Origin of the sequence: Mesorhizobium sp. LNJC405B00, from assembly GCF_000502615.1 — a bacterium.
In the GTDB taxonomy this organism is placed as follows: Bacteria; Pseudomonadota; Alphaproteobacteria; order Rhizobiales; family Rhizobiaceae; genus Mesorhizobium.
This window is the reverse complement of the sequence record NZ_AYWC01000024.1, coordinates 1-25,311: the sequence shown is the minus strand read 5'-3', so window position 1 is coordinate 25,311 and position 25,311 is coordinate 1. Positions and strand designations below refer to the sequence as shown.

Genomic DNA, 25,311 nt, shown 5'->3' with positions numbered 1-25,311 from the left:
GCAGCGCGCTGGGAATAGAGCCCTTCGTAAACGGGTGTTTTCGGCGCCACGTTCATCCTGTGTTCTTCATTGCAGGTTCAGGCGTGCCAGAGGGAACTTCGTAAATTCCCAATTCCAAAGCACTGGCGGCCTTGCGCAGGTGCATTGGGCTGTACCTCGCATACACGCGATAGGTGATTGCGATGTTGCTGTGCCCGAGATACTGGCTGATCTCAGGGATAGGAACGCCCGCCTCAGCCATCCAAACAGCGGCGGTGTGACGGAAGACATGCGGTGAGACATCCTGCAGTCCGGCCTTCTTTACCGACTTGATGCGGTCGCCGGCCCATTCCACCACATGGTCACTCAGGGCGCCCTTGCTCGCCTCCTGTAGCGCGACAAGAAGCGTGTTGTTGATTGGCGGGTTTGCTCGCCCTTTCTGGTTCTGTGTGTTGTCCGGATCGGTCAAGTAGATGACGCGCCGCTGGAGATCGACACGATCCCAAGTCAATTCGAGAAGGGCCGATATTCGCGCCGCCGTGCCGAGCATGAGATGAATGACCAGTTTGACATGTGGCAGCGTGGCAGCGGCCAATATCCGCTTTGCCTCATCTCGAGTCAGATACCTGTCCTTAGGCGCCGGCTTCTTTGGGCGTTCGATCTCGGGCGCAAAGCCGATGAGCCGCTTCTTGAGGGCCCACACGAGCACCGTCCGCAGGTGGCCCAACTCGGTGTGTATGGCACCATCAGAACGGCCTAGCTTGCGCCGTGCAGCGGTGTAGGCGTCGCATTCGGCCTTGGTGATGTCCTCGCCGTCCCTATGCCCGAAGTGCGGCAGGACGGCTTTGCCGGTAAAGCTCATCGTCGTGGCGATGGACTTCCCCGCCTTGTCAAGACGGTAGGCCTCCCAAAGGTCAGCGACCTTGCGGCCTTGCGGCCTGGTTAGCTCCGCAAAGACCGATGGCGCAAGGCGTTGAGCCTCGCGCGGATCACTGGTTCCGAGTGAATGGCGGTGACGTTTTCCGTCCCTGTAGAATGCGAGTGCGAGACCGCCTCTAAGCCGTGTGATGCTCCATTCCGACATTCGTAAGCCTCCACATCCTCACCTCTGATTCGCAACAACTTACCTCCCAATTTGAAAGATGGTAAATCGCCCGCGGCGATCAGGTTGCGAACATGGCGCTCAGAGCAAAACCAGAGATCGGCAACCATCTTCGGGGTCATAGCGCGAGGAAGGGTCATGCTGCGCTGCCTCCCGGCCTTGAGCTCGGCCGCTGCTTTGTTATCTCAGCCCGGACGGCGTTCCAGAATTCCTCCGATAGGCGTTTCCTCTCGAGCGGAAGAATCCCGAGTAGGCTGAAGCGCTCCTGAATCTCATCATCGACTTGAATGGCGTAAGCATCGGCCTGCCTCGAACTACGATGGCCAAGCCATTTTGCAGCCACTTGGCGAATTATTCCGACCTGCTTTCCAGGCGGAAAGGTGATCAGCCGGCAGGCGGGGGTCCACTCGAAGAGAGGAAGGTTTTTGTACCGGTCGATCATCTAACAACCCTCCTTTTTTCGATCGCAAAATCATCCGTCTCAAGATCGCTACTATCCAAGGGCGGTCTTCGACCGGAGGGAGAAGATTCTTTGGCCTCGCAGAGGCCCCCGCCCGTAGCGCCGACCGTAGCGACTAGCGAAGCGAAGTCGCTCCTCTTTTCCTCTACTGCTCTAGACTCTGAACTCTGGTATGCAATTGCATCAACCTCAGTATGATTTTGCTCGCTTTTTCCCCAGCGTTGTTCAGCATTTTTGCTGCGCTTATCGCTCACATTTTTGCGGTGATCGATTTCGGATTGAACGAGGTCCGACCACAGGCCCCCGTCGTCGCTCCGGATGATTCGACCGTCATTTAGGAAGATGCCAATCGTCCGCGCGAAGGTGCGCGCGTTACATCCACAAAGGCGCGCCAGGCGCGAATGATCTTCAGCTATTGGCTCGCCGCGCTGGTGCATGTGAGCAATGAGATTGATGAGGATTCCGGATTCCGTAGCCTTAAGGTCGCGCGTCCATGCGATCCAATCGGCAACAAAAAATCGCAACCAAGGTGCCGACCGACGCGCGATCATGCGGTGCGCGCCGTCCGCGCATGCGCGTTAAGCAGCCGTTCGGCCGTCTCTGCCATCTCGCGGGCTCGGTCGATCTCGGAAGGCTTAGGGGACAGCCCCCGTCCTTCCTGTGCGGCTTCGCGCTGGCTCAGAAGAGCGTCAAGTCGGCTTCTGGCTCCCTCGGCTTGGACAAGCAGCCGTATGAGCTCGTGGTCGGCGCCGGTCATCGCGCAACGGCCTTCGGATCGGTCACGCCGCTTTCGATGAACTCGTCAAGATCACATTGCCGGTAGAATATCCGGCCGCCGCGGTTGATGTACTTCGGCCCCTTGCCTTTCGTCCGCCACCACTGCAGCGTATTCGGAGGTACGGGATGGCCATCAGGCCCAAGATATTTACCAGCATCGACTGGCAACAAGAGTATGTTCAATGGAAACCCCATCGTTATTGTTCATTCTACGATGAGATGTGGCCTGTTGGGTTGGAAAACCAAGGGTTAGCCCCGAAAGTTTCAGTTAACAGTATTTCTGGTACACATCGAAACCTCAATGTTTCCAAGCATTCTCGCCAGATATGAAAAAGCCGCCCGGTCGTCTGTCAGTTTAACTATTCCTGTTTATTCCGGTGGCGGGGGGAGTCCCACTGGCTGTCAACTCGTGGCATCGTTGGAGTTCGAGTCGGGGGCGAGTTATGAAGTGTCCACACTGCTCTATTCATTTTTTCGAAACGTGGAACGAGAGTCAGGTCACGGTTCTCGGCAAGCCGCCTCATCGGTCGATCCAAACAACCGTATGCCCAAAATGCAGTGGAGTTACGGCGGTCTACGCCATTCCGACGCCAGACGGTGATCAAAATGCCACTCTGATCGAGCCAATGGCAGGAGCAAACAGAGGTCCAGTTCCGAAGGAAGTCCCACGCAACATCGCAACTGACTATATCGAATCTTGTAGGGTGCTGACCATAAGTCCAAAGGCTTCGGCGGCGCTCGCCAGACGGTGCCTCCAGGCCGTGCTCAGGGCCCACGGCTACGTGGCAAAGGATCTTGCGAGAGAGATCGATATGCTCCTCTCCGAGACCGACACGACGAAGGCAATTCCGATCACTCTTCGCACGGTGGTCGACGGAATACGCAATTTCGGAAATTTCTCGGCGCATCCAATCACCGACGTCACAACTCTTCAGATCATAGACGTTGAGCCGGCAGAGGCCGAGTGGTGCCTCGAGGTCTTAGAGGAATGCTTCGAACATTTTTATGTCCGACCTGCACATGCTGCTGCGCGCAAGGCCGCATTGGACGCGAAGCTTGCAGCGGCCGGCAAACCGTCCTCCAAGGGCTAAGAGGCGAGGCTTCCGGCTACCAATTTCCTCTGGGGGCAAATAGTGATGGTTTCTCAGGCTGCATATCTGGCGAATCTCAAAAGCTACGCGAAACGTCGATTTGACGGCGAGGATGACGAAGACTCAAGGCGAGCGGTTCGCGATCTCGACAACGAAAGCGACCGAGGAGCTATTATCCTGGCAGCAACGAACGTCGAGGATATGCTCGAATTGAGAATTTTAGAGAAGTTGCCGGCGCTTCGGGTTGACGAGACGGCGCGCAAGTCGGTGTTCGAACAGGACGGCCCTGTCTCCACGTTCTCACGCAAAATCCTAATGGCATATTCAATGGGAATTATTGATAAGCCCTACCGCAAACTGATCGATCTAGTCCGTGAAATCCGCAACGCATGCGCGCATTCTCGACAACCAATTTCCTTGGAAGTGCCAGAGTTGCAGGAGGCCTGCAAAGTCGTCATTTCGGACATCTGGCCGGATATTAAGGACCACGATCCCAAAACGATCAGAATGGCGTTCGTTATGAAATGCACATTCATCCAGCACTACGTCCTTCACGGCGAGAAGCTGGAAGGCAAGGAAGCGCATCTTGCGCACTGGGAACAGCTGAAGCGTGGCGAGTGATCGATTCGGACGACCCGGCGGCCAATTGGGCGCTGACGTCAGAAAACTCCAATTGAAATATTTTTCGACGCGAGGAGGTACCACCGGTCTAGAGCCGAGTAGTAAAAGTGCAGACCCTCCCCGCCCTAGTCATCGACAGTGCTTTGAATGCGCACGTTTCACTGGCCACGACCGAGATCTCTTCCTTTGGTTACTTGCGATCGATTGGAGTTATTTCTTGGAAGGACTTGCGGTCAGCGCTCTATTGGTGCATGATCGCGCATCGATTGAGACGGCAATCTCAATCGATGCGCTGACACCAAAGCTGAAAGGAAGCTTCAGATGTCTACTATGACCAATAACACGAATTTGCACCGCCGTGCAGTGTTGACCGGCCTGGCGGCCTTCTCGACCGCCGCCGGCACCGTCACCTTGGCGGCGCCTATGCAAGACCCGCTCGAGTATCATCTAGCCGAGGCCGCCAAGCTGCTACGTGAGAGGAATCCAGCCTTTCCGGTGTGGAACGTCGAACATTTCAAGGGCTCGGGCCGTATGCAAGCCGTCACGCTTATGGCGTGGCGTGATCGCTGAGTACGGAAGGTAAGACAGACGCAATGCCAATTGTGGCGCGCGACGGTCTGAAATAGCTGGCTGCCAATAGTGGCGAGATGGCCAAGCCGTCCCCTTAAACAGGGGGCGGCTTTTTCTTTGCCTTGATGTATGCTTGGGCGCTGCTGCAAAGAATAAATGCGAAATGCATTTCACATATTTAATATACAGGGCAAACCTGCCATAGTCGGACTTCTCAGGGGAGAAACTCCCATGCTCGAATATGGTTCGATGATCTTGCTCGCACTGATCGCCATTGCGGTGGTGATCGGCCTTATCCCTGAGAGCGCCGAAGACGCTGCGCTCAAGTTCCGGCAACGGTGCCGAGCCGGCGGCATGGACTTCCGCGAGACCGAGACGGCGATCGCCACCCGCATGGCCTTTGTCCGCCTTCGAAGGATCGCCTCCGACCAATGCATCGCCCAGGGTGGCAAGATGGGCCGCGACGAGATCAACCAGATCGCCGGCCAGATTGCCATCGGCCTAGCCGCCTCACGCGGCACCGATGTCGGGCAGAAGTTCATCGCATGGATTGACGACTGTCCGGACGAGGAAATCCTCTACGATGACGCGCGCGCCGCGCGGCATAGCAAGACCGTTGAGGCGTTGCGCGCCAAGGGCCTTTATCCGCCGAAGAATCTTGCAATGGGCGAGGACTTCAAGAGCGCATTCCGTGTCGTTAAGTAGGCTTCGAGATGACGTTTCGGAGTCAACTCGACAACCTCCCGCTCTTCGCAAGCGATATGGAGATAGCGATAGCGATCGTAGGAAAGAAGCGCGCTAAGAAATGGAAGGAAACCCGCCTCCCGACATTGGAGGGAAAGGCCGGATTTCCTCCGATCGATCCGTTTCACGAAGGCCGCCCGGTGCCGTTGGTGAAGCGCTTCTATGAAAGTTATCTTGGTCTTTCCGCTCGCGGCGGGCTTCGACCTGATGGCGCCGAGAACCCGGAGGTCTGGAAAAACCGGCGGAGGGAAAGGCACAGCCAATGAGATTCGAACAACGACCGAAGGCGACGGTGAATCCTAGCCTGATCAATGCTGCGGCCTTCTGCATCGTCCTTTCGACGGTCTATCTCGCGGCAAAGGAGGTTTGGTTCTTTGCTGAGTACCGGCAGGAACAGGCCCAACTCCAAGACGAGCGGACAAAAGCCGCTCTTCGCGATGTGCTTGGGAATGCCCCCTAGGAACTAAAGCGTAAAAAAGAGGCGCCTGCCTTCAGATAAAGGCCAGCGCGATCGAGATAACGGTCACTATGACACCGACGATCGTATAGATCGTGGAATATTTGTTAAGGTGGAGTCCTAGGCGTCCTCCGAATGGCAACGGGACTTCCGGCGCATTTTTTGCGATCTCCTTCGCGAGCGCTTGATTGTCACGGCGACGGCGTTCTGCGGTGGTCAGCTCAAGCTCGCCTCGGAAAAACTCCAGTGACTTGGCCGTGAGGTCTCGCCACTCGAACTCCTGCTCACCGATGATGCGAATGAAGTCGCTTTTGAGGTTCGGATGGCGATGCCAGTGTCGCTGCAACTCCGGGAATGCAATTTTGCCGGAATCCAGCGCCTGTTGGAGCGTGGAAATCAGGCCGTTGTCGCACTCCCAGAAGATGAAATTCCTGGTTTCTGGCGAGCGCCAGGTGAGATCCATCAGCTTTTCAACGTCTTCCGCAGTCGCCATGTCGCTTTGGTAAATGTAGCGGAATGACGTCTTCCGAATGCTGGACACCAACTCCATTGGGAAAACCGGTAGACCGTCCTCGCCTTGTGACATGGTATTGACACCTTGTTTCGGTTCGGCGAACGCAAAGGGAGCAAAAACCTTGTGGGTAAAGGCACCCACAGCAGGCGTAGGAGTCAGGTTGCCTGTAGATTGGGATTGCTGGCTAGGGTTTGCGGTGTCCCCTGACAAGAGACGCGTTCCGCAAACCCCGCATACCAGTAGGCGCAACACCCGCCGGCGGGAGATGGCTAGCACCCATCTCCCGTTGGGGCTGCGAGGCAACATTGGCGTGAAAAACAACTTAGCGCAATGTTCTCTGCCTACAAATGTTGTGGACGCTATGCGCTCAGCGCCGGCAGATCGGCCGGGATCTTCGCCGGGTACAGCGTGATTGAGCGGATGTAGATATCATCCAGCGAATTGCCGGTGCCCGCGCCGTCATGGCCGAACAGGATGGTATCGACGCTGGCGAGATGCGTCAGATAATTCACGGTCTGCGTCGTGGCTGCGGCGCCATCATTGGACCATGCGTATTCATAATCGCCGCCGCCGACATCGCGTTGCAGCGTCATGGCCATTTTATGGAGGCCCGAGCCCGCAATGGGAGCGCTGAGCGATAGATCCCAATAGTCGGCGACAAAACCGTCTGCACTGGCGATTATGGCCTCGTCGGCCACATCGTAGTTTGCACCATCGCCGATGAACATCAGAAAGCCGGCGGGATCGATCGCCGAATTGATGTCGAACAGGATCGTGCAGCCCGCAGCAAGGCCTGCAGCCAGATCGGATAACCAGTCTCCGATTGCCTTGGGTTGGTTGCCGTTTGAGGGCGTGATGCGCATCCCGGATCCGGAGATCGCCCCACTATCGAATCCTCCACCAAGCAAGGAGGCGATGGCCTGCGTGCTGCCTCCCGCATAGTAATAGGCGTTGACGAAATCCAGATAGGCGGTCGACCCGGCCGGTCGCAATCCACCGCCGCCGCCAGACCCCGTTAAGAATGAGTTGAGCAGGAAGCCCATTTTGTCGATCCTTTTTCTTTGCGCTCAGCGGTCGAAAGACATTGGCGTGATGGTGGTTGTGACGCTCGCTACCCTCTCGTCCTCAGGCCATCGGCTCGTTTTCGTCGACCCTTCAGGCAGGCCAAAGAAGCAACCATCGGGGACTTTGATCGCGTAGATTTTGTGCATAGCCAGGATGTTGCTGCGTCTGACCGTAACGGTTGTCGGCGGGTTTAATTGGCTGAGACAGACGGTGTCATCTGACATTTCCGAAAGGATGCAGTGCTTTATTCTACCGTCACGAAAAATGCCTTCTCTGAAGTAGGCGCAGACGTGGTCGCCTATGCTGGGCGGGACGTCTTGCGTCATGTAGGCCGTACCTCCTTCTGGGAAGAAGGGCTCCATACAATTGCCTGTTACTGGCAACTGATACTGACGGTCCTGAATCGTTGACGGATCCATGAATCCACTCATGTTGAAAGCCCTTCAAGAACGTCGGTGATATGTCTCTGGAGCGAAATTTGGCCCGGCGTCGTGCCTGGCAACGTGTATTTCTTCCAAACTGTTTCGCCATATGCCGCGAAGTAGGACAGGCGAGCCTGATCGTAGAGCCCGTTTCTGGCGTCATTGCCTGTTTCTGCTTGAACATCATCAAGCAGCGTCGCCGTGTGACTGCTGATGTCGATGGACCAAAGCCCTTCGGACCCAGAGCCAGAGGTGAACAGCGCGAAGCCAGGTTTTGGAAACGCTCTGAGGCCGGTTGTGGAAAAGCAAAGTTGGAATAGGCGGGTGGAAATGGTGAAGGCATCGGCTAGCGCGCCAGTGTCTGGCGTCACCAGCTGCACATTGTGCGTGCCGGAGGGAATTTCCTCGAGCACCACCAGATATTCCGTCAACGGGTCGTAGTGAATGCCCTGAACGATTCCGACAGAGGTGTAGGCGATCGCGGTTGACCACGTCTCGCCATTGTAGGCGACCTCAGTCGCCGTTGATCCGCCCTGCACGAAGAAAGACGTTGATCCATTGGCGATGCGACCGAGCGAAAACAAGGTTGATCCAAGCGCTACGGCGTTGCGCGTAACCTCAAACGTGCCCAGAGCGATATCAACAACCGCCATCAACGTGCCGCCGCCGCCGCTGGAGTCGAGATCCGATCCCAAGAGCAGCCACTTGTCTTCGAAAGGCTGGCTCATCATCCAGTTGATATTCTCGTCGGCATCTTCCCGCCACTCCGCTACAATATGTCCCGTCGCAGCGTTGTAGATCCGCGTCGGGGATGACGGGTCGGAATTGCCAACGCGGATGACGACATACCCAGACCCGCGAAGGGGCAAGATAAAGCCTCTGTTGCCGGCATATAGCGCCGTATCCTCTAGAGGGACTCGGTAGAGTTCGGTTTCACTGTCGACGTCCAGAACCGAGAGATTCAGGCACGTCTGCGACGGCACCTCATCGGTCGTCAAAACCTGGTATATCCGTCCGTCCACCGGGTCATAGGCATTTATTAGAACGTCATTGAGATTGACGGGCTCTTCGCCGGTCCACTCGATCACCGCCACGCCGCCAACGTCAGTCGCGGCATTGGAAATCACCGCGGTGATGGTCGGCGCCTGTGACGCCGGAAAGTCGGGAAGGAAGATCAGAACGTCGCCTGTATGCGCGCCGGCGTCGGAGCCAACAACCTCGATAGTGATTGGATCAACGGCGGTCTGAAGCCCATTGTAGAAGCGAAATGCACACCTCGGAATGGCGCCGTTCTCAGCGTCGAACATGACCGCGCCATCGGCCTCGAAACGGATCAACTTATAGCCGCGCCGGAAGTAATCCTTGCACAGCAGATAGCCGACATTGATCGTCACCACCGTAGTCGACTCAGGCAGTGCTTCATTTAATGCAGGACTTCCAGCAGACGGCGTGCTCCTGAAAATTCCCTGCATGCCATACGGCGAGGTATAATTGGTGACTACGGTCTTCGTCAGACCATAAACCGGAATGCCATCTACCCTACCGGTTCCGATAACGGCCGGCTTGGGGCGACCCAGAGCAATTGGCGCGACCAGTCCAGCCCGCCGCGTTTGAGAATTGGCGTGCGGTGGGTAAGGTATGCCAATGAGGCCTATATAAAAACTCATGAGCCAAGACCGCCGTAGAGTTCACCGGGTGTTAGGGCCATCAGACGCCTCCGAGAAACATGAGTTTGCCGTCGCCGCGGCCGGTGATCTGCTCCAGCGTCAACGGTCCGGTCGATTCACCGACGGAGGCGCGACCCACTGCCATTGCGGCGGCAACAGCCCCGTCAATGCGGTCCCGGCTTTTGCCCTTGTGCATGCTTTTGTTGCCGGCCTTGTCGACTTCAACAGAGACGTTCTCCATGCACCAACGAAGGACCGGATTGCCGCCATGGCGAAAGCGTCGGGCGATGATTGCGCGCTCAAGTTCCTTGATTGCCGGCGCCATCGTGATCCAGCCCTGACGCATGGTGACGACGGGAAAGCCATCCTCCAGCAGCGGCGCCATTACTGCTTGAGCGTAAGCCGGATCGAACGCGATCTCCTGAACGTCAAACATTTCGCGCAACATCCGAAGGTGCGCTTCGATCGCCCGGTAATCCGTCACGTTGCCCGGCGTCGGGATGATGTGGCCGTCTGCGGCCCACTGGAGGTACGGAACCTTGTCCTTCTCCGACTTGTCGCGAAGACCCTCTTCGGCACAAAAGAACATCGCGGCGACGTCATAGCCTTCGTCATCATCCGGCCATGCCACCACAACGGCAGCGAGATCATGAATGAGCCCGAGATCGACCGCGACCCAACAAGGTTTCTCCTTCAGCGCTTCTACGTTGACCGGCGCCGCGCCTTCGTCGTAGACCGCCATGTCGACAAACGGTGACAGCGAACGGTCAAGCCAGAAGTTGAGATTGTACTGCCGGAAGTCGTCCTGCTCTGTCGGCTTCTCCCGTGCCTCCAGCGCGGCCTGGCGAAGCTCCTCCAGCACTGGGAAGCCTTCCGACAGTCCGGGGTTGACGCGATGCCACAGCGCTTCGTCCTGCCAGTCTGCGCCGTCCTCCGGTTCGAATATGATCGGGAGATAACCGGGGTTGACGATCTCGCCTATCGCGATCCGACGGGCGTAGGAATACTCCTCCCATGCGAGGCCTGATTGACCACGTCCGGCCGTTGTCGTGATGCAGAGAAGCGCGCCCGGTGATTTCACCATGCCGGTTTTCAGTGCCCGCCATAGCTTTCGGTTTTTGAGAATATGAAGCTCATCTAGGAACACGGCGGCCGGAGTCGTTCCGTGGGCAAGATCACCTTCACCGGACAGCACGCGGAGGTGAGACTTCGCGATTGGATGCTCAAGGTAGTCGCCGCGAACTTTGACCAGATCGTGGAGCGCCGGCGTTGCCCGAACCATTCCAGTTGCTTCTGCGAAGGCGAGCTCCGCTTGGTCCTGTGAACCAGCACCAAGGAACACCTGGCCCGATGGCACCTTCTCGTGACCGATTGAATGGAGCAGTCCTAGCCCGCCGCCGATCGTCGTGGTTTTGCGGGCGCCGCGCGGGATCATGCAAAACACGGTGCGGACGATGCGCCGGCCGTCCGGATGCCTTGGGCCGTAGATGCGCCGCACGATACGTTCCCAGAACTTGGGAAGCTCAAACCGACGATCGGTCGCGCTCGATTGCGGATGACGCAAGGCGCTGAAGAAACGCACGGCCCTTTCCCCATGGCCAAGCGGGTCATCGATTGGAGAGTCATCAAAGACCCAGGTCGGCAGCGTCGTTGCCACGACTCTCCTCCTTGCCTGAGAGGCCTTTGCGGGAGCGTGACGATGGGGTTATGCCGAGCTCGATTGCATACCGGCGCGCGATCTCGAGGTACTGAGTCTGCATTCGAACGGCGGGGTTTGACTTCGGTCCGGCCGGCGTGTCGATCAGCAGCCCGTGCTTTGCGATCGACTTGTCCGCCTCCCGCGCTTGGGCGCTCGCCATGCAGTAGTGCGCCAAGGTCGTAAGTGACGTCTCATTGAGGATCTGACGCTTCACCAAATCCGGCGCGACTCGATTCCATTCGTCTTGCGCCACTTCGGACAGGTGATCGGGTGCGCGGGGCACACCGGACAAGCCGCCTTCGATTGGCCGCAACTCTGGCTTCCGTCCCTTCACAGCGTGCATGCCCTCGCAAGGGACGCCGACGCAACAGCCATTGGCCCGGATGCATTCTCAGGTCGGACGAAGGACGTTTGGTCATGCCGGATCGGGTCGGACGAGATGTGACTGCAGCATGCCGCCACGGCCCGCCGTCCTATCTCTGTCGCTTCGTCAAGTGTCCGACCCCAACACAGGACATTGACCAGCGTTTCGCGGCGCCCGTCGATAAAGCGGAGTTGCGGGCGCCCGATCGTGACGAAGGGCCAACGTGCGGGATCCGGTATGTTTTCTTCGAACCAGATTCGAACGCCTGCAATCTCACGAAGCGCTGGATTGTCTTCGAGGAGCGTGAGCATCAAATTCCGGGTGCTGTCGCCAAGGGAGGTCACGAGCCAAACCCCCAAAGCCGATAGGGCGCGATCAGATCGTCAAACCCATACGGTGTCACGTCGACGGAGAATGCCGTTCGATCCTCGACTATGGTCGTTTCTCTGTTTTCAAACAGGTGGCCGACATGGAGCAAAATGGCCGCTCGCAACGGCTCCGGCACGCTCTCTTCGTCGTCACCATATCCAGCGGTAAAAGACACGGTGACGGCTTCGGGAAAATCCCTCGTAGCAGGCCACGACTTTCCGTAAGCCGGAACGATTCGGGCGCGCCTTGATCCTCCGATACCGAGAACGGCGTATTGATTGGTTGCCAGGGTTTGCTCTTCGCCGGCGGCATCAAGATAAATGATCTCGTCCACCGACTGCAGAGGAGGCAGTGGAACGGAGATCTCTGCCGGAAAGGAATCCAAGGTCAGAGTCCACTCTTGCGTGACCAGGGCCCGACCTAGTAACCCACGCTCCCCGTCCAGCTTCGCCGTCACGGCCGCTATAAGGCGGTTGATCATGTCGTCGTGCACGGTGGTGACCGTGATTCCGAGTTGCGCCTTCGCCTCAGCGAGCAAGACCGGGAAGTCGTCCGGCGGAGTGACGATCGTCAGCATTTTTCCGCTCTCATTTCCCGGCGTTCTTCGGATTGAATTGTCGAGTTGTGGTGGTGAGCACAGGCAGATTCCCAGTTGGACCGCGACCACATAAGGCGCTTGTCGCCCTTGTGCGGAATGCGGTGGTTGACGACTGTCGCCTTGACACGTCGACCGGCCGCCAGGCAGCGCTCGCAAAGGGGATGCCGGCCGAGATGCTCCAGCCGTGCAGTCTGCCACTTCCCGCCATAGCCGCGCTCGGCTGCGCTTGGGCGCTTAGCGTCGTACTTGGCCTTGCGCTCCGCATCGGCCTTCGCCCGGCAAGCGCAGCGGACGCCGGACGGGACCGGGCGCCCGCATTGGCAAATTGATGGAGCGCGCGTCGGCATCAGTCTTCCAGCGTATAAACAGTCGCCGTCGTTCCGGCGGCCATCACACGCCGAACCTGATAGGGGATGACATAGCCTGCAGGGACACCGATGAATGGAACCGGTGCATCGTCAGCGTTTGCAACCGGAACCACGTTAACATTGCCATTGGTGGCACAGACGATGGCTTTCGCGACAACCGGAAGATCTTCGGTGTCCGACGGAACGACAAGACGTCCTGAGCGCCCTAGAGAGCTTGGACCTGGCGAATTATCTTCGTATGGATCATTCATGTTCTCAGCCTTTCCGAGATTTTTGTTGGCGGACAGCCACGCGCCGTGACCGTCCGCCTTAAGTTTCGATCTTGCTGACCTTGACCCCTACAATGCACGCACTAGGACTGGGGACACCGGGGAGGTCTGCTACCGTTTGCGGCCCGATCGCGGGGCCTCTAAGGAGTGGTGCCCTCGTCCTATTCCGTTGGCCGTTTGCTGGCGTGGCCAAGAATGACGTCGACGCCGATGAATGCGCCGGTTGCCGTCCCGCTGATCGTGACCTTTGGGCGGACGTATTGGCGGTCGCCGATGTAGCCGATCAGAGCGTTTTCATTCTCGTATGTCGGGCCGTTTGGCGAATTGCCATCATCGCCCACGGTCAAGCCGAAAACCTGAGTTGCCCCGGCGATCCCCGCGGACGCGCCGACAAGATCGTCTTCAAGGACTCCATCGAAGTCCGAATTGTCGTCGGAGTGTTCGAAGTGGACGACGTGTTGGCCGTCGGTCCAGTCGCCGACATGAATTGCGAAAGTCAACGATTCGAAGCCGACTCGATCAATCGCCGTCCCGGTCGCCGTGACAGTGCGTAGTGCCGGCGCCAGCGATTGGTGGGACGCGAGATGTGATTTCAGTTCACGCATTTTCTTTGTTTCCTTGTTCCTTCGACGCCGCTTACGAGGTCGCCATTTTGAGCTTGCGGAAGCGTGCGGCCTGGGTGACAGCACCGCCGACGCGGCGGCGTGCATGGAAGCGCACAAGGCCGCTCTTTGCCTGTGTGAACGGATCACGCAGAACGCTGAGGCCGACGCGGTCGTAGATCCGATACCCGCCGGCAAAGTCGCCGTAGAGGATGGGGAAAGTGCCGCTTGCGATGTCGGGCATGTCGACGGCTTCGACGACGGGGCGGCCAAGGATGGTTTCCGGCTCACCGGCCTGAAATGACGGCTGCCAGAGATAGTTGTTTTGGCCGTCCTTCAGCTTCCGAATGGTCGCCAAGGTCGTTCCGTTCATCATCCAGGCGCCGCGCGACCGGTAGGCTTTCGGGAGCGCGTAAAGCAGGGTGATCAGAGGATCGGCCGCGAGAATGGTCGCATGCCCGTTCACCGTATAGGCGATATCGGCATTCTGCATGACGCCTTCAGGCTGCTTCACTCCCGTGCCGTTGACGAAAGAAATGCCCTCCTTTTGGCCAAAGTCTTCAGCGAAGGCCATGTTGAGTTCGGATTCGATGTTGACCGCCGAATCTTCCAACAGCTTGTTGCTGACATCGGTGTAGGTCCGCATCTCGTGAACGAAGATTTCCTGCTGGCCGAACGCCGGTTCCGACTCTTCCGAGTCCTCCGTCTCGCCCTCCCAGAGCGCCGTCGTGATGGCAGTGCGCTTGGGGAAAATGACCGAGCCGCGGGCAGTCGTGCCGACGCGTGCCGCCTCGCGGATGGGCGAGTATTGGACAAGCTCGCGCTGCATTTCGGTCTGGAATTCCGGAGGGGCGAGGAAGCCGCCGGCCGTGTCGTCGCCGACGCGTAGGGCGCGGGTCTCTTCGGCGCTCAGTGCCTCCCGGCCGCTTCGAACGTAGCCGACGAATGCGCGCCGTTCGACAGTCGGCTCTTCGGTTCTTTCTTGAGTGCCGGGGCGCGCGGCGCGCGTCTCAAGTTCGTCCAGTCGCGTAGTCAGTTCATCGAGGCCGGCCATGCGGGCATCGAAGGCAGAGCGCATTTCGGCGACTGCCAGCGTTGCCGCTTCAATCGGATCCGGCGGATCGCGCGTTTCCAGCCGCACGGCAGAGCGGGTTTCAATTCTCGAATGTTTCATTTTGATTTTCCTTCTGCGAAAGCGCGGGTGGCCGCATTTATTGCGGTGACGAATGCGGCCGCCGCACTCTCTCGGCCGTGTCTGATGTCGGTGACCTTGGCGCCCGGCACTGCGGCGATGGCGACAAGTGAAATCTCGTGGATTATGGCTTTGGTGATGTGGCGAACGCCGCCGGCGCGGGACTCGGAAGTCACGGTTTCAAAGCCGATTGAGATTCCGTCGATGTCGCCTTGGGTGAGCATGGCCCTGACTTCGCGAGCGCGCTCCACCTCGAGGTTGAGGCGGCCTTTCACTCGCAAGCCATCGTCAGCAACCGTGATCGAGGACCATGAGCCGACGACTTGGGCGGGATCGTGAGACCACAGCATAGGCAGGCGCTTGGCAACGGAGGCGAAGGCGCGCCGGTCGAACGTCGTCCGATAGGAATCCAACGTATCGAACTTGACCGCGATTCCTTCGACCGTTCCGTCATCGGCCGGCGGGCTGAGTCGCAGTTCAAGGATGTCGACGGTCTCACGCATTGGCGAGCTCCTCAGTTGTGGTTGCCGGAGCGGGCGCGCCTTGCGGAAGATTCAGCTTATTGCCGCCGTCTGTTGCCGGCAGGTTTTCAGCGGCGCGGGCTTCGTTCGGAAGCAGGAAGGGGCCGCCGACCGCGCGGGCATAGGATTCGAAGCGGGCCTTTAGATCGGCTTTGACCAAGGCTTTTGTTTCAAATTCAATGTAGTGGTCGCGGCGCTCTTGTTCCGTGAGCATCGATCGGCTGATTGCGCCCTTCCAGGCGGTGATCCAGGGATTGAGCACGAAGGCGAGGAACTGACTGCCGAGCGTTTCCGAGTTGGTGAATGTCGCGCCCTCGAGCGTGCCAATCATCGTCGGAGGAACGCCGAAGAACCGGCCAATTTCGGTCGCCTGATATTTTCTGTTTTCGAGATACTGGCTGTCAGTGCTTGTGAAATCGATTGGCGTGTACGTGACATCAGAACCGAGAGGAACAACGCCGCCGCGCTTGCCGCCGTCGGTCGCCTCATGCCAGGCATCCGCGATCTCGTTTGCCACACCGGGGCCGAGCGCAGTCTTAAAGCTCAGAATTCCGGACGGTCTGCCGCCGTTCTTAAAGAACCGGGCGCCATGGCTTTCCAAAATGAGGCTGAGTGCAATGGCTTCTCGCGCAAGTTTCGCCGGCGCCTCGCCGCCAAGTGCGGCCACGTCAAGGATATCGCGCCAAGAAAGGTCGTCACTCCCGCCGCCTTTCCTTGGGGTCACATACTTCGGTTCGCCCGAGTACTCGTCGGCTTTGATGGTGACGCCGCAGATCGGCTGCAACTCCCTAATTTCTTTGCGGACGCGAATGACCTTGGCCAGGCCGCGACCCTCCAGCAACGCGGCCAGCGTCACTTCGCGGCGGAACTGAGGGCCAGGCGTCCAAGGATTCGCAAAATTGTTGAGAAGCGTTTCGACCGGATGATCCCTCACGCGATCGCGGGAATCGTCTTTACCCCGCCGGAATAGGTGAACGGGCAGTTCGCCCGAGAGCTCGGAAATCAATCGAATGCTGGCGAAAGCTGGAGAGCACTTCAGCGGCGTCCGTGTCCCGACTGAGACACCAGCGGCCGTCGGCTGTGCGCCGAAGAGCGCAAGCAATTCTTCGCTTGGATGGGAAAGCGACCGGGCGCCTTCCGGGCCGATGATGAAAACGTGCGTCTCGGGCTCTATCGCCCGAACGTCTTCAGTCGTTGATTTTCCGAACCATCCAAACATGGTCCGAATTTGTGGAAGTGCTCCTGATTTGGATATCCGGCTGGAGGCGGCTCAAAAGGGCTGAAGGGCGCTATCGAGGGCCGGCGTCGGAGACCCATGCGACAAGATCAGACCTCAAAGCGCAAAACCGGCCGGCTTTCTTCCTGACTGGTGCCGTCGGATCTTCACAAAGGGTTTCGACAAAATCAGGGGAACAATCCAGAAATCGGGCGATGCTTTTTGCTCCCCACAAGACGTCGCCTCGCAGTGTCTCAGGGATGGCACTGACGGCCGGCACGGTCGCGACCCTCATTGGAACGCCCGCGCAAAGGCGCGAACCGTCGCAAGGTCAATGGACCTCTCGCTGACAATCGCCGTCATCCTCAGAGACTTCGGCTGCGTCGCTTCGATCGCGGCGAGGTCGCTGAGTTGGTCGCCTTCGTCATCGTAGTCGGGTGATCGAGCGAACCGACCCTCAAATGCTGCCCAATGCTTGCTGATCTTGTCGGGTTGCCACCGGGTTGCCGATAGTCCTATGCGAACCGTCGGCAGCGGGACCGTAAGACGGATCTCGCAATTGCCGAGGCCTACGTCCTTGTCCGCCCTGCCGGCCATGAAGTCCGCCACCAGGGCGGTGCACCAATCCAGCAAAGTGCCTGTGGTCATGGCACGACATTCTGTCCAATGGAAGGGAGCGCCGTCGATCTTTCCGGGCATGTCATGCACCGCGCTCACGACCGCTACCGCTTCGTCAAGGTAATCGGCCGACAGTCTCGCCAGAAGAAACGCCGCGATCTCCCGCGGCTCCAGTTGGTCGTATGATCGGCCAGGCCGCTTCCGGGCAACCAGGCCGATAGCAGCCAGGCGTGTGTAAAGCTTCTGGTCGAACTGAGCGACATTCGGGAACAGCCGGGCGGCTCCCTCTTTCAAAATCTTCATGCTCATTCGTGTCGACCTATTTAAATCCGTCGAAGATTTATATAGGTCTCGCGGATTCGACCGTCAAGCGCAAACACAAGCTGTTGAGACCTCTGATCTTTCAGGACACAAGATCGTGGGTTCCAGAGCCTCATACGAGTTTCCTCGCCGTCCCCTCTTCAGGGGGGCTTACAGGTTCAGTGAACCAAAGGAGCGTTTCGTATTTTTGCGCTAAGGCGTTGATAATATGGTGGGCGATGACGGGCTCGAACCGCCGACATCTTCGGTGTAAACGAAGCGCTCTACCAACTGAGCTAATCGCCCGCTCCGGCCGGACCTTTAAGCGGTCGCAACCGACTTCGCAAGGCCAAATGAGCAGCTGCTAGCTTAGCCGCACAGTGGTTTTCGCGGGCAAAGTGCCGCCTGTCAAAAAACCTTCTCCTGATGCGTATATGCTGTCCAGCTGCGCTTGACACCCGGTGGCGAACCCCTTATCCACCGCCCCAACGACGAACACGGCTGACACGTGCTCGTCCAATGCGCGGGTGTAGCTCAGTTGGTTAGAGTGCCGGCCTGTCACGCCGGAGGTCGCGGGTTCGAGCCCCGTCACTCGCGCCATTCATTTCAAGGGGTTAGCTACCGCCCCTTGAAAAGTTTCAACTCTCATTCTCCGGAGAGTTTCAACTTTCTGTATTCGTTCCGTTCCAGGCCAAGCAGCTTTCTGCCCTTGCGGCGGCTGGCATCGGCTGAGCGGACGGCGGCCAGATTGACCGGCATATAGGTCTTCTGCAGCGCCTTGTTCCCGTCGATCGAATTGCCCATCTTGGCCGAGATTGCCTCGACCGACGCGCCTCCGGCATTCGCCTCGACCGCGCCGGAACGCCGCATGTCCATCAGCCGCCGCTTCTCCGATGTCCCGAATACCAGCGTGCGCAGATCGGCAAAGTCGTCGACCAGAGAATCCTTCGTGTAAGGCACGCCGGCGCGCGGCCGGCCGCCCTTCAGGCCCGGCGCGAAACCGCGCGAGCGAAAGATCGGCGCATCGTCAAGCAGGGTGACGCCTAGTGATTCGACATAGGCCAGCACCAGGCGCTGCGTGCGTGACGACAGCGTGCCGAAAGCCGCCTCGCCACTCTTGCTGCGTGCAATCAGAAAACCCCATTCCTGTGCTGTCTGCATTGCCTGCGCCGGTTTGAGCGTGCGCACGTCGACGGGTGAGAAGCTCGTGTCCCACGCAACGGCGATGATGCAGGCCAGTCCGCGGTAGCCGGCGCGCCAGGCGCCCTTGACCATGCGCACCGCCTCGCCTGCCGTCCAGGTCTGGTGGCGCGGTGGTGGCGTCTGGCGGCGGATCGCCTGCGATGGGTCGGAGCCGGGCGGGCATAGCTTCATGCCGGCCATGACATTATAGAGCGAACGCCACGTCTTTACGGCACGGTAGGCGATGTCGACACCTTTGACCCGCAGCAGACGGCCATACCAGTCGTCGAGCAGCTCGAGGGTGATGTCGGCTGGCGGCAGGTCGGCGAAGTACGGCTCGATGAAGGTCCAACCGCGCTCCCAATCCTCGCGGGTGCGCGGTGGCTTGCGCTTCCATGCATCCATGCGGCGATAGCGTGCAAAGGCGTCTCCGATGGAATCCTTTGGCCATACATGCAGGCGCGACGGCTCCCTGCCCTTGCGGAGTTCCTGCCAGCGGTCTTCCCACTCCCGGGCTATCGTCCAAGCCTCAGGCCCGTCGATTCCACAGGAAATGCATCTGAAGCCAGCTTCGACCATCTTCGGCGTCGGCAGCCAGTAGCCGTATTTGCCCTTACGGATGACGTAGTGCTTCAACTTGATCTTACCCAAGGGTCGCCAGCCTCGCTCTTGCAATGTCAATGCTAGACTGCGCGCCGGATCCTGATCCTGCAAGACCCGAGCGTTGATCGAGCCAGGCGTCGATCGCAACCATGTCGTAGTTGCCGGTGATTGGGCAGGCCTTGGGAAAGCCTTGATCCTGCAACTCGGGCAGCAATTCCATGAATTCCCGCAGCGTCAGGTGGAGATAACGCGCCGCCTTGATCGCCGGCACCAGCCGTGGTTGTACCGGGAAGCGGATAGATGACGGTTGTAATGTGTGGGTTTGGCTCATGGCACCAAAACTCTATCCACCGTCCATCGGGCAGCGGATGGGCGCCTTGTGGTTGGGCGGGTGTGAATCTCGCCCGTGTAAGAACCTCCGCCGTATAGCATGAGATTTTCCTACTCCATGATCTCGTTATTCCTGCATCGAGGGGGAATGAGGCTTAGAATAGCGGCCTTTCTCCCCCATGCCTATTCATCCAATCCTTAATCGCAGAATCGGCAGCCACAGAGCGAGAATACTAGTAATCGGCGGCTTCGAAGCCGCTACGCCCGGCCAACCCAGCATCGCCATGACAGCGTCTGGCTTGTGGGTAGTCAGAATCGCACCCTGTGCTCTGGCGAAATCACCAGCCTTGAAACGGCACCCTCGTTTGGGGCGGCGGCCCGGCGTCTCGCCTGCGGCGTCGCCATGCTGACGCTCCTTCGGCGCCGGTTAGCTGATTTCACGGTCACGAACTTGCTTCGGCAACGAAATCGATTTCTTCCCGACTACGACGACTGACATGGAGATGCGCAGTTAGCGAGCATGAATGGTCTCTGCGAATTCCTCGGTCTCGATGAGCCAACGGCATGCGCGTCAGCATCGGCCCGGCATGGTCAGGATCGATCCAAGGTTCCCTTGCCATATCCGTCCAGTGGCCATCTCACGTCGTAACGGTCAGATCCTTGGCATGCCTTTTGGTCGCAGTGTTCGCCTCTGCCGGCAATGCGGAAGAGAGCGTTGGGAGCCCGGTAACCGCGACAGCCGCGGCGCTCGACGATCTCAAAGACGAAACCTTCGCTGTAAGTTGTAGAGCTGGAGCACGCTCTACACCGTGGATGGGGCAGCCGCGCTCGCTCCGAGACCATTAGGTCGAAATAGTCGTCGGCCTGTGGCTGAGACCCGATCGCGCTGTTTTACCGTTCGGGATCGGGACAATTGAGAGGCGAAAGCTGTGACAATGGAAAGCCCGCCACCGTGAGCCAGACCAGAAAACTCGTATTTTAGCACCGACGAAACAAAGCTCGCTATTCTGCGTTGAGGCTCGTCGAACAACGGAGCTTCACGAATGGATCCGGCAACTGCAGCTGTGATGATTTTGCTTTCTTGCAGTCCCGCCCAGGGAGTCTGCAAGCCACTCGATACATCACCGTCCATGTTCGGATCCCTTGACACATGCCAGTTGGCGTTATCCGTGAGGCTCGAGGGCGCTCCCAACGGGGAGATCGTGGGGCGATGCAGTTCGATCGATCCCTCCGCTACAGGTTCCGTTCCAGCCGGGTATAGCACGATTGTCGTCACGCGGGGCACAGGGGCGGGTGCGGTGAGCAGTCGCTACATCGTGCCACACAAAAACTGAAGCCAGCCACCGTCAGGCAGCCGGCTATTCATTCTCGACCGGACAATTAGAGGCCTTGCCCTCCCTCTATGAAGCCATACTCGGCATCGGCGGCTTCGCGCTCGTCGTCCGCTTCGCCATGGTCGTCGCCTTCCCTGTCATCGGTCCCGGTGACTTCGATGCCACCGGCCAGACAGGGTTCGAGATCCGGGTCGGGCTCTACGAAGTCGAGCAGCTACATCAGGCGTTCTTCATCTTCGATCGAGCGACGGACCGCCATGTCCGAAAGGCAGAGGTTCGTGGCTGGATAGCGAAGAATCGCACACGGCTTTCCTTCATTTGCATGGTCCGCAGAGATTAGCATTATCGCCTACTCTCATCTCGTCCGGCGTCGCTCCCTCAAAGCAGCGCCGGTAAGGCTCGGCGCCCTTCTTGGTTTCTCCCCGTATGTCAAAAGGAGGTCGCCGGGCCTTACCAGGCCCCGCTGCTCATCGCTTGCGGGGTGTCCTGATGGCTGAGCTTGGCCCCGTGGCCTAACGGCCAAAACCAAACGTTCCGAAAAGCCTTCCTAGGCTGGGCGGCAGCCGAAGGGCTGCACAAGAGGGATCGTCAGACCGCTCCTGGCGCACCACAGCGACACCACCAAGCTGTAAGTCAGGTCCATCGGCCCTGCTGATGAGTGCCCTTGGACAGATGGATTGCGTTTGCCACGAAAAAGGAATCGTACCGGCCCGTTCTCAGCACGTCAGCCGGAACGGGCCATGGGCAGAAGCAGCCGACTAGCTAAAATCGCAAGACGATCGAAGGACCACGTCGGCGATAGCACCGGACCCGACGGCGCCCGTGTCGCCAGTAACTACGGCAGACTCTTCTCCAGCCCCGCCGGCGGCGGCGGCGCCGGTGGTAGTAATCTGGGTCGTAGTCTGGGTCGTAATCTTGGTCGTAGTAGCGCCGATGGTTGACCGGCTCCACTTCCGCGTGAGTACCTTCGTTGTCGAAGGCGTCTGGCGCGTCGAGTTCTTCGAGAATGCCGCTTTTGGCCGCTGGAACACCGGCCAATGCGTTGATAGGCCGGACCGCGCTTGCAAAGGCTGCTGCCCCTGCAACGCCAAATATCGCTGTCAAAAAGGATCGCCGATCCATAGTAAACCTCCCAAGTTACATGAGCTGAACGAAGCGCCCCGCCTGCTGAAGGAGCAGGCCCAGCGCACGGTAAAATAGAGGATTCGCCAGCCGCTCAAGCAACTCGCGAATCCTATCAGCGCAGGAAGGGACCTGGCTGCGCCGATCCAAGACATGTCAGCTAAGGACGACCGCCATTACCAGAAAGGTAACGGCTGTTGCAAAAATCGGTGCGAGCAACCATCGCGCCTGGCCAACACTTTGATCCATTTGTTCTCTCCCGTTGTGGAGAACCAACAACCTGAAGCCCTAATCCGTTCCGCCTAGTCCAAAGGTAAGACCATTGCGTTGTACGGTCGGACTTTAGACCAATCGGATTAGACAAAGGTGCGTAGGCGGGAACGTTTACCCCGGTTCAAAGTTGGTTGCCGGGCAGTGCGGGACGATGATCGTCGTGTGCCGGTCCTTGCAGGAGAGAAGATATGAAGATGCACTTCGTGAACACCGCCGCAGCCATGTTGCTCTTGGCGGGGATCGGCTCCGCCGCCGCTGACGACATTATCATCCAGCCGGAACAGGACACGGTCATCCGTGAGTATGTCAAGAAGCAGCCCTTGGCTTCGGTGAACCTTCCCGGCGTGGAATTGAACGTCGGGACAGCTCTGCCGGAAACTGTTGAGATCCACGAGGTCCCGAACGTCAAATACCGTTACGTGGTGGTCGACAACCGCACGGTCCTGGTCGATCCGGGCACCCGCAAGATCGTGAAAGTTTACGACTGAGATTTCGAACGAACCCACGCTCGCCACCCTTGGGTGGCGAGTGTGTGCATTCAAACGATACTCAGCCGGACAAATTCAAATTGCCACTCAGCCGGACAATGAACATGACGAACCCTGAACTCGAGAGGACGCAAGCCCTGGCTGCCCGCTTGGCTGATCTCCAAGCAAGAATGCAGGCAGCACGTCTTGTTGGAGCCGAGGTAACAACCGTCCGAAAGGTTGCAGCCACAATCGATGACGGCTTGCGACAGGCCGGCCTCACACCGTTAGAAATCGCAGAAGGTCAAGAGGAACAGTTTAGCGTTACTAAATGTTCGACTGGCTATGGACAGCCGAACCTTCCTCTCAGCAGATCAAGTCAGAGCAGCACGAGCCCTACTGAACTGGCCGCGTGTGCGACTTGCCGCCAAGGCCAATCTTAGCGAAATGGTGATCAGCGATCTTGAGAACGGATTCAGGAAGCCGCGTCCCCACAACATCGCCGCCATCCGCAAAGCGTTTGAGGATGCCGGAATCGTTTTCACCGTCCAAGGCACTCCATCGCTAGCCCGCTCAGAAGGTGATAGCGGCCTAGCCGCCGATAATAGACGGTGGCGGGGCCGGGAGAAAAAAGGATAGCGGGGAAAAGCCCGTGTACCCACTGCACCCGATCTCTAAAGCGGCCGCTAACAAGGGCGGTTGTTCACTGACTTTGTGCTGGCGCTCACCTTTCTAAGGTGCCGCTCGAATATGGCCAGCTTCTCTTGGTAGCCGATCCGCACTCTGGACCTGCAACTATCGCATTTGAAACCGGCAATCGTTTCAGCCAGGATCCCCTTCTCACCATAGCGCGTGAACAGGAGGGGCATTGGAATTCTAAAGGTACGTCGCGAAGTTCATTTGATAGAGGCGCTGTGCATGTTCTCCTCAGCGGCACGGCCACTGCAACAAAGTAGAAGGAGAAATGTTTCCGGCTTCGGCCATTTANTGTGCATGTTCTCCTCAGCGGCACGGCCACTGCAACAAAGTAGAAGGAGAAATGTTTCCGGCTTCGGCCATTTACGCGGAGCAATCAGACCTAAGTCCAAATGCTGAAGGGGGCAGGCAAGCTGTTCCTTGCCCTTCGATCCGGATCGTCTCCGTGGCCTCACCATACTCGGCCGTAGCTCAAAGGCTCGTATCACCGGCCAGAACGCGCAGTTCATCCAGTGGAATGGGCCAGGACCGGCAAAGCCTCGCGACCGAACTTCTCGAGATTAGACGGATCCGTTGGCCTTCCGCAGAGGCCATGGCATAAGATTCGAGCTCGATCAGCTGTCTTCCTTGCCCTTCTCTATAACGCGGACCAGCCATTCTCAGCAGGCTTCGGCCACTCCACACTGTCTGAGTGTGTGTTCTGAACTGTGCCGCCCATCGCAGTTCCCTCCACCTCCAATAGGCTAATTACGGATTATAAGACCTGGGGAATCGATCTCTCAAGGTGGAATCCGCATTAGCGCTGGATGTTGCATCGCGGCGCGGAGGGGTTTTATTAGCTCCCCCTCATCTTGACGCTGGCGCCGGCTGCTCCAAAGTCTTGGGCATGGCTCGGGGAACTATCAAAGTTGGCGACGAGGTCGCAGTCACGGCGATTGTGCGCGGCCGCGTGACGCCCGATCGCATAAGCGTGACGATCCCCTCCTACGACTTCCCGCATTCTGTTGTCGATTCGACTTCGAAGGCTGTAATTGGCCAGCATATGGAATTGATCGGCCCTGTCACACGCATCGACGGGGACAAGGTAACCGTCAGCCTCCGGCCATTGGTGACTGTCGACGCCGAGCACGTGCGCCTGGTCGAAAGACATGTGGCGCTTCCACGCGGGCGAAAAAAGTCGCTGGTTGACAAGGCTTAAACTTCGTTGCCGACCCCAGGAACAGCCCACTGAAACTTTCTCCTTCACATCGGCTCTGGTCGCCTCCCGCTAGCTGCCGGCGCGTTGCGATATCGGCACAGTAGACGGGTTGGCATTTNATCGCCCTGCGCGATTGATCCATGTTCTGGCGAAACGTGGCGCGTTCCTCCATGGACTTCTGCCACTTCAGCAAGGTGGCCGTAGTCGCAGTAGCGGCTTGAGCGATTTCTATGGGCGTTGCAACCATCGCATTCTCCCTAAAAAGGCAATGGTAAACGCAATCTTTATAGGCCCAACGAAACCCTTCTCCAATTAAAAACGACCATACGGCATACGGCAAAATGGCTATTCGTCGGGGCGCTCGACGGCAGCTTCGTCGACCTCGGCCTCCATCTCGTCGTTGACGGTCTTGGTCTTGCCAAAACCGTCCATCGCCACACCGTCAAAGCCCTGCAGCCACGCGTCGGCATGTTCCTGCCAGTAAGCTGGCACCTCACGCTCCTTGCCATCCTTGCGCGCTT

28 protein-coding genes and 2 tRNA genes are annotated in these 25,311 nt (G+C 58.4%); 11 read left to right on the top strand and 19 right to left on the bottom strand.

The genetic code is table 11. The features are described 5' to 3' along the window. Positions 1-52: 52 nt before the first annotated feature. The 3 genes from X756_RS138850 to X756_RS138860 form a co-directional block, all read right to left on the bottom strand. A complete protein-coding gene (locus tag X756_RS138850) occupies positions 53-1,063 on the bottom strand; it encodes a site-specific integrase (protein ID WP_023731523.1) in 1,011 nt (336 codons plus the stop codon). A 456-nt stretch (positions 1,064-1,519) separates the two neighbouring features. After that, positions 1,520-2,092: a DUF1376 domain-containing protein gene (locus X756_RS1000000168175; RefSeq protein ID WP_023731521.1), complete on the bottom strand. Its 573-nt coding sequence runs from the start codon at positions 2,090-2,092 to the stop codon at positions 1,520-1,522. A 202-nt stretch (positions 2,093-2,294) separates the two neighbouring features. Further along, positions 2,295-2,501 (bottom strand): helix-turn-helix domain-containing protein, encoded by a 207-nt coding sequence (locus tag X756_RS138860; RefSeq protein WP_156941424.1) that lies wholly within the window; start codon positions 2,499-2,501, stop codon positions 2,295-2,297. A 521-nt stretch (positions 2,502-3,022) separates the two neighbouring features. Between X756_RS138860 and X756_RS138865 the strand changes: the two genes are divergently transcribed. The 5 genes from X756_RS138865 (at position 3,023) to X756_RS138890 (ending at position 5,804) form a co-directional block, all read left to right on the top strand. Continuing rightward, the gene (locus X756_RS138865) at positions 3,023-3,409 is read left to right on the top strand and encodes a DUF4145 domain-containing protein (protein ID WP_198020074.1); all 387 of its coding nucleotides are present in this window, start codon (positions 3,023-3,025) and stop codon (positions 3,407-3,409) included. A 45-nt stretch (positions 3,410-3,454) separates the two neighbouring features. Continuing rightward, positions 3,455-4,030 (top strand): hypothetical protein, encoded by a 576-nt coding sequence (locus tag X756_RS138870; protein WP_023731517.1) that lies wholly within the window; start codon positions 3,455-3,457, stop codon positions 4,028-4,030. Between the two features lie 321 nt (positions 4,031-4,351). Next, positions 4,352-4,600 (top strand): hypothetical protein, encoded by a 249-nt coding sequence (locus X756_RS138875; protein ID WP_198020073.1) that lies wholly within the window; start codon positions 4,352-4,354, stop codon positions 4,598-4,600. Between the two features lie 231 nt (positions 4,601-4,831). Continuing rightward, the gene (locus tag X756_RS138880; protein ID WP_023731515.1) at positions 4,832-5,305 is read left to right on the top strand and encodes a hypothetical protein; all 474 of its coding nucleotides are present in this window, start codon (positions 4,832-4,834) and stop codon (positions 5,303-5,305) included. A gap of 301 nt (positions 5,306-5,606) precedes the next feature. Next, positions 5,607-5,804: a hypothetical protein gene (locus X756_RS138890; protein ID WP_023731513.1), complete on the top strand. Its 198-nt coding sequence runs from the start codon at positions 5,607-5,609 to the stop codon at positions 5,802-5,804. 31 nt (positions 5,805-5,835) lie between these two features. On the opposite strand, the gene X756_RS138895 is transcribed toward X756_RS138890, so the two are convergent. From X756_RS138895 to X756_RS138940, 14 genes are all read right to left on the bottom strand, one after another. After that, on the bottom strand, positions 5,836-6,525 hold the full coding sequence (locus tag X756_RS138895; RefSeq protein ID WP_156941423.1) for a hypothetical protein: 690 nt from the start codon (positions 6,523-6,525) through the stop codon (positions 5,836-5,838). A gap of 149 nt (positions 6,526-6,674) precedes the next feature. Further along, on the bottom strand, positions 6,675-7,358 hold the full coding sequence (locus X756_RS138900; RefSeq protein WP_156941422.1) for a hypothetical protein: 684 nt from the start codon (positions 7,356-7,358) through the stop codon (positions 6,675-6,677). 24 nt (positions 7,359-7,382) lie between these two features. Beyond that, positions 7,383-7,799: a hypothetical protein gene (locus tag X756_RS138905; protein WP_156941421.1), complete on the bottom strand. Its 417-nt coding sequence runs from the start codon at positions 7,797-7,799 to the stop codon at positions 7,383-7,385. Between the two features lie 8 nt (positions 7,800-7,807). Then, the gene (locus X756_RS138910) at positions 7,808-9,469 is read right to left on the bottom strand and encodes a hypothetical protein (protein WP_156941420.1); all 1,662 of its coding nucleotides are present in this window, start codon (positions 9,467-9,469) and stop codon (positions 7,808-7,810) included. A gap of 40 nt (positions 9,470-9,509) precedes the next feature. Then, complete coding sequence (locus tag X756_RS138915; protein WP_032999653.1) at positions 9,510-11,126, bottom strand: terminase TerL endonuclease subunit; 1,617 nt, start codon at positions 11,124-11,126, stop codon at positions 9,510-9,512. Beyond that, entirely contained in the window at positions 11,095-11,481 is a 387-nt protein-coding gene (locus X756_RS01000000166100) for a phage terminase small subunit P27 family (protein WP_198020071.1), read from the bottom strand. The genes X756_RS138915 and X756_RS01000000166100 overlap by 32 nt, the downstream gene beginning before the upstream one ends. A gap of 391 nt (positions 11,482-11,872) precedes the next feature. Next, the gene (locus X756_RS0135525; protein WP_023731506.1) at positions 11,873-12,478 is read right to left on the bottom strand and encodes a phage head-tail connector protein; all 606 of its coding nucleotides are present in this window, start codon (positions 12,476-12,478) and stop codon (positions 11,873-11,875) included. 367 nt (positions 12,479-12,845) lie between these two features. Further along, complete coding sequence (locus tag X756_RS1000000169035; RefSeq protein ID WP_156941418.1) at positions 12,846-13,118, bottom strand: hypothetical protein; 273 nt, start codon at positions 13,116-13,118, stop codon at positions 12,846-12,848. A 179-nt stretch (positions 13,119-13,297) separates the two neighbouring features. Next, positions 13,298-13,741 (bottom strand): hypothetical protein, encoded by a 444-nt coding sequence (locus tag X756_RS138925; RefSeq protein ID WP_023731503.1) that lies wholly within the window; start codon positions 13,739-13,741, stop codon positions 13,298-13,300. Between the two features lie 31 nt (positions 13,742-13,772). Further along, entirely contained in the window at positions 13,773-14,912 is a 1,140-nt protein-coding gene (locus X756_RS138930; RefSeq protein WP_023731502.1) for a phage major capsid protein, read from the bottom strand. Next, positions 14,909-15,433: an HK97 family phage prohead protease gene (locus X756_RS0135520; protein ID WP_023731501.1), complete on the bottom strand. Its 525-nt coding sequence runs from the start codon at positions 15,431-15,433 to the stop codon at positions 14,909-14,911. The genes X756_RS138930 and X756_RS0135520 overlap by 4 nt, the downstream gene beginning before the upstream one ends. Beyond that, positions 15,426-16,670, bottom strand: a complete 1,245-nt coding sequence (locus X756_RS0135515; protein ID WP_023731500.1) for a phage portal protein — start codon at positions 16,668-16,670, stop codon at positions 15,426-15,428. The genes X756_RS0135520 and X756_RS0135515 overlap by 8 nt, the downstream gene beginning before the upstream one ends. Positions 16,671-16,958: 288 nt before the next feature. Beyond that, positions 16,959-17,588, bottom strand: a complete 630-nt coding sequence (locus tag X756_RS138935; RefSeq protein WP_156941417.1) for a hypothetical protein — start codon at positions 17,586-17,588, stop codon at positions 16,959-16,961. A gap of 227 nt (positions 17,589-17,815) precedes the next feature. Then, positions 17,816-17,891, bottom strand: a tRNA-Val gene (locus X756_RS138940). 217 nt (positions 17,892-18,108) lie between these two features. On the opposite strand from X756_RS138940, the gene X756_RS138945 reads away from it, so the two are divergent. Next, positions 18,109-18,185 (top strand) — tRNA-Asp (locus tag X756_RS138945). A 45-nt stretch (positions 18,186-18,230) separates the two neighbouring features. Here the strand turns inward: X756_RS138945 and X756_RS138950 are convergent. Further along, positions 18,231-19,418, bottom strand: coding sequence for a hypothetical protein (locus X756_RS138950; protein WP_050589311.1), 1,188 nt, complete (start codon positions 19,416-19,418; stop codon positions 18,231-18,233). Continuing rightward, on the bottom strand, positions 19,411-19,701 hold the full coding sequence (locus X756_RS0135505) for a hypothetical protein (RefSeq protein ID WP_023731498.1): 291 nt from the start codon (positions 19,699-19,701) through the stop codon (positions 19,411-19,413). The genes X756_RS138950 and X756_RS0135505 overlap by 8 nt, the downstream gene beginning before the upstream one ends. Positions 19,702-21,089: 1,388 nt before the next feature. Here X756_RS0135505 and X756_RS138955 point away from each other — a divergent pair. From X756_RS138955 to X756_RS138965, 5 genes are all read left to right on the top strand, one after another. Continuing rightward, a complete protein-coding gene (locus X756_RS138955) occupies positions 21,090-21,374 on the top strand; it encodes a hypothetical protein (protein WP_023684836.1) in 285 nt (94 codons plus the stop codon). A gap of 593 nt (positions 21,375-21,967) precedes the next feature. Further along, the gene (locus X756_RS1000000169030; RefSeq protein WP_155923348.1) at positions 21,968-22,234 is read left to right on the top strand and encodes a hypothetical protein; all 267 of its coding nucleotides are present in this window, start codon (positions 21,968-21,970) and stop codon (positions 22,232-22,234) included. Positions 22,235-22,617: 383 nt separating this feature from the next. Continuing rightward, positions 22,618-22,917, top strand: coding sequence for a DUF1236 domain-containing protein (locus X756_RS138960; protein WP_023669226.1), 300 nt, complete (start codon positions 22,618-22,620; stop codon positions 22,915-22,917). 324 nt (positions 22,918-23,241) lie between these two features. Continuing rightward, the gene (locus X756_RS1000000168155; protein WP_081726963.1) at positions 23,242-23,535 is read left to right on the top strand and encodes a helix-turn-helix transcriptional regulator; all 294 of its coding nucleotides are present in this window, start codon (positions 23,242-23,244) and stop codon (positions 23,533-23,535) included. Between the two features lie 943 nt (positions 23,536-24,478). Further along, a complete protein-coding gene (locus X756_RS138965; RefSeq protein WP_023731497.1) occupies positions 24,479-24,790 on the top strand; it encodes a hypothetical protein in 312 nt (103 codons plus the stop codon). Positions 24,791-25,311 lie beyond the last annotated feature (521 nt).

Excerpts from the sequence above, each read along its gene's own strand:
- X756_RS0135520 (WP_023731501.1), bottom strand. The coding sequence starts at position 15,433 with ATGCGTGAGACCGTCGACATCCTTGAACTGCGACTCAGCCCGCCGGCC.
- X756_RS138870 (WP_023731517.1), top strand. The coding sequence starts at position 3,455 with ATGGTTTCTCAGGCTGCATATCTGGCGAATCTCAAAAGCTACGCGAAA.
- X756_RS138960 (WP_023669226.1), top strand. The coding sequence starts at position 22,618 with ATGAAGATGCACTTCGTGAACACCGCCGCAGCCATGTTGCTCTTGGCG.
- X756_RS1000000168155 (WP_081726963.1), top strand. The coding sequence starts at position 23,242 with ATGGACAGCCGAACCTTCCTCTCAGCAGATCAAGTCAGAGCAGCACGA.
- X756_RS0135505 (WP_023731498.1), bottom strand. The coding sequence starts at position 19,701 with ATGAGCCAAACCCACACATTACAACCGTCATCTATCCGCTTCCCGGTA.
- X756_RS138905 (WP_156941421.1), bottom strand. The coding sequence starts at position 7,799 with ATGGATCCGTCAACGATTCAGGACCGTCAGTATCAGTTGCCAGTAACA.
- X756_RS1000000169035 (WP_156941418.1), bottom strand. The coding sequence starts at position 13,118 with ATGAATGATCCATACGAAGATAATTCGCCAGGTCCAAGCTCTCTAGGG.
- X756_RS138925 (WP_023731503.1), bottom strand. The coding sequence starts at position 13,741 with ATGCGTGAACTGAAATCACATCTCGCGTCCCACCAATCGCTGGCGCCG.
- X756_RS138850 (WP_023731523.1), bottom strand. The coding sequence starts at position 1,063 with ATGTCGGAATGGAGCATCACACGGCTTAGAGGCGGTCTCGCACTCGCA.
- X756_RS138880 (WP_023731515.1), top strand. The coding sequence starts at position 4,832 with ATGCTCGAATATGGTTCGATGATCTTGCTCGCACTGATCGCCATTGCG.
- X756_RS138930 (WP_023731502.1), bottom strand. The coding sequence starts at position 14,912 with ATGAAACATTCGAGAATTGAAACCCGCTCTGCCGTGCGGCTGGAAACG.
- X756_RS1000000168175 (WP_023731521.1), bottom strand. The coding sequence starts at position 2,092 with ATGATCGCGCGTCGGTCGGCACCTTGGTTGCGATTTTTTGTTGCCGAT.
- X756_RS138965 (WP_023731497.1), top strand. The coding sequence starts at position 24,479 with ATGGCTCGGGGAACTATCAAAGTTGGCGACGAGGTCGCAGTCACGGCG.
- X756_RS138900 (WP_156941422.1), bottom strand. The coding sequence starts at position 7,358 with ATGGGCTTCCTGCTCAACTCATTCTTAACGGGGTCTGGCGGCGGCGGT.
- X756_RS138935 (WP_156941417.1), bottom strand. The coding sequence starts at position 17,588 with ATGAAGATTTTGAAAGAGGGAGCCGCCCGGCTGTTCCCGAATGTCGCT.
- X756_RS138875 (WP_198020073.1), top strand. The coding sequence starts at position 4,352 with ATGTCTACTATGACCAATAACACGAATTTGCACCGCCGTGCAGTGTTG.
- X756_RS138890 (WP_023731513.1), top strand. The coding sequence starts at position 5,607 with ATGAGATTCGAACAACGACCGAAGGCGACGGTGAATCCTAGCCTGATC.
- X756_RS0135525 (WP_023731506.1), bottom strand. The coding sequence starts at position 12,478 with ATGCTGACGATCGTCACTCCGCCGGACGACTTCCCGGTCTTGCTCGCT.
- X756_RS138910 (WP_156941420.1), bottom strand. The coding sequence starts at position 9,469 with ATGAGTTTTTATATAGGCCTCATTGGCATACCTTACCCACCGCACGCC.
- X756_RS0135515 (WP_023731500.1), bottom strand. The coding sequence starts at position 16,670 with ATGTTTGGATGGTTCGGAAAATCAACGACTGAAGACGTTCGGGCGATA.
- X756_RS1000000169030 (WP_155923348.1), top strand. The coding sequence starts at position 21,968 with ATGGTTGACCGGCTCCACTTCCGCGTGAGTACCTTCGTTGTCGAAGGC.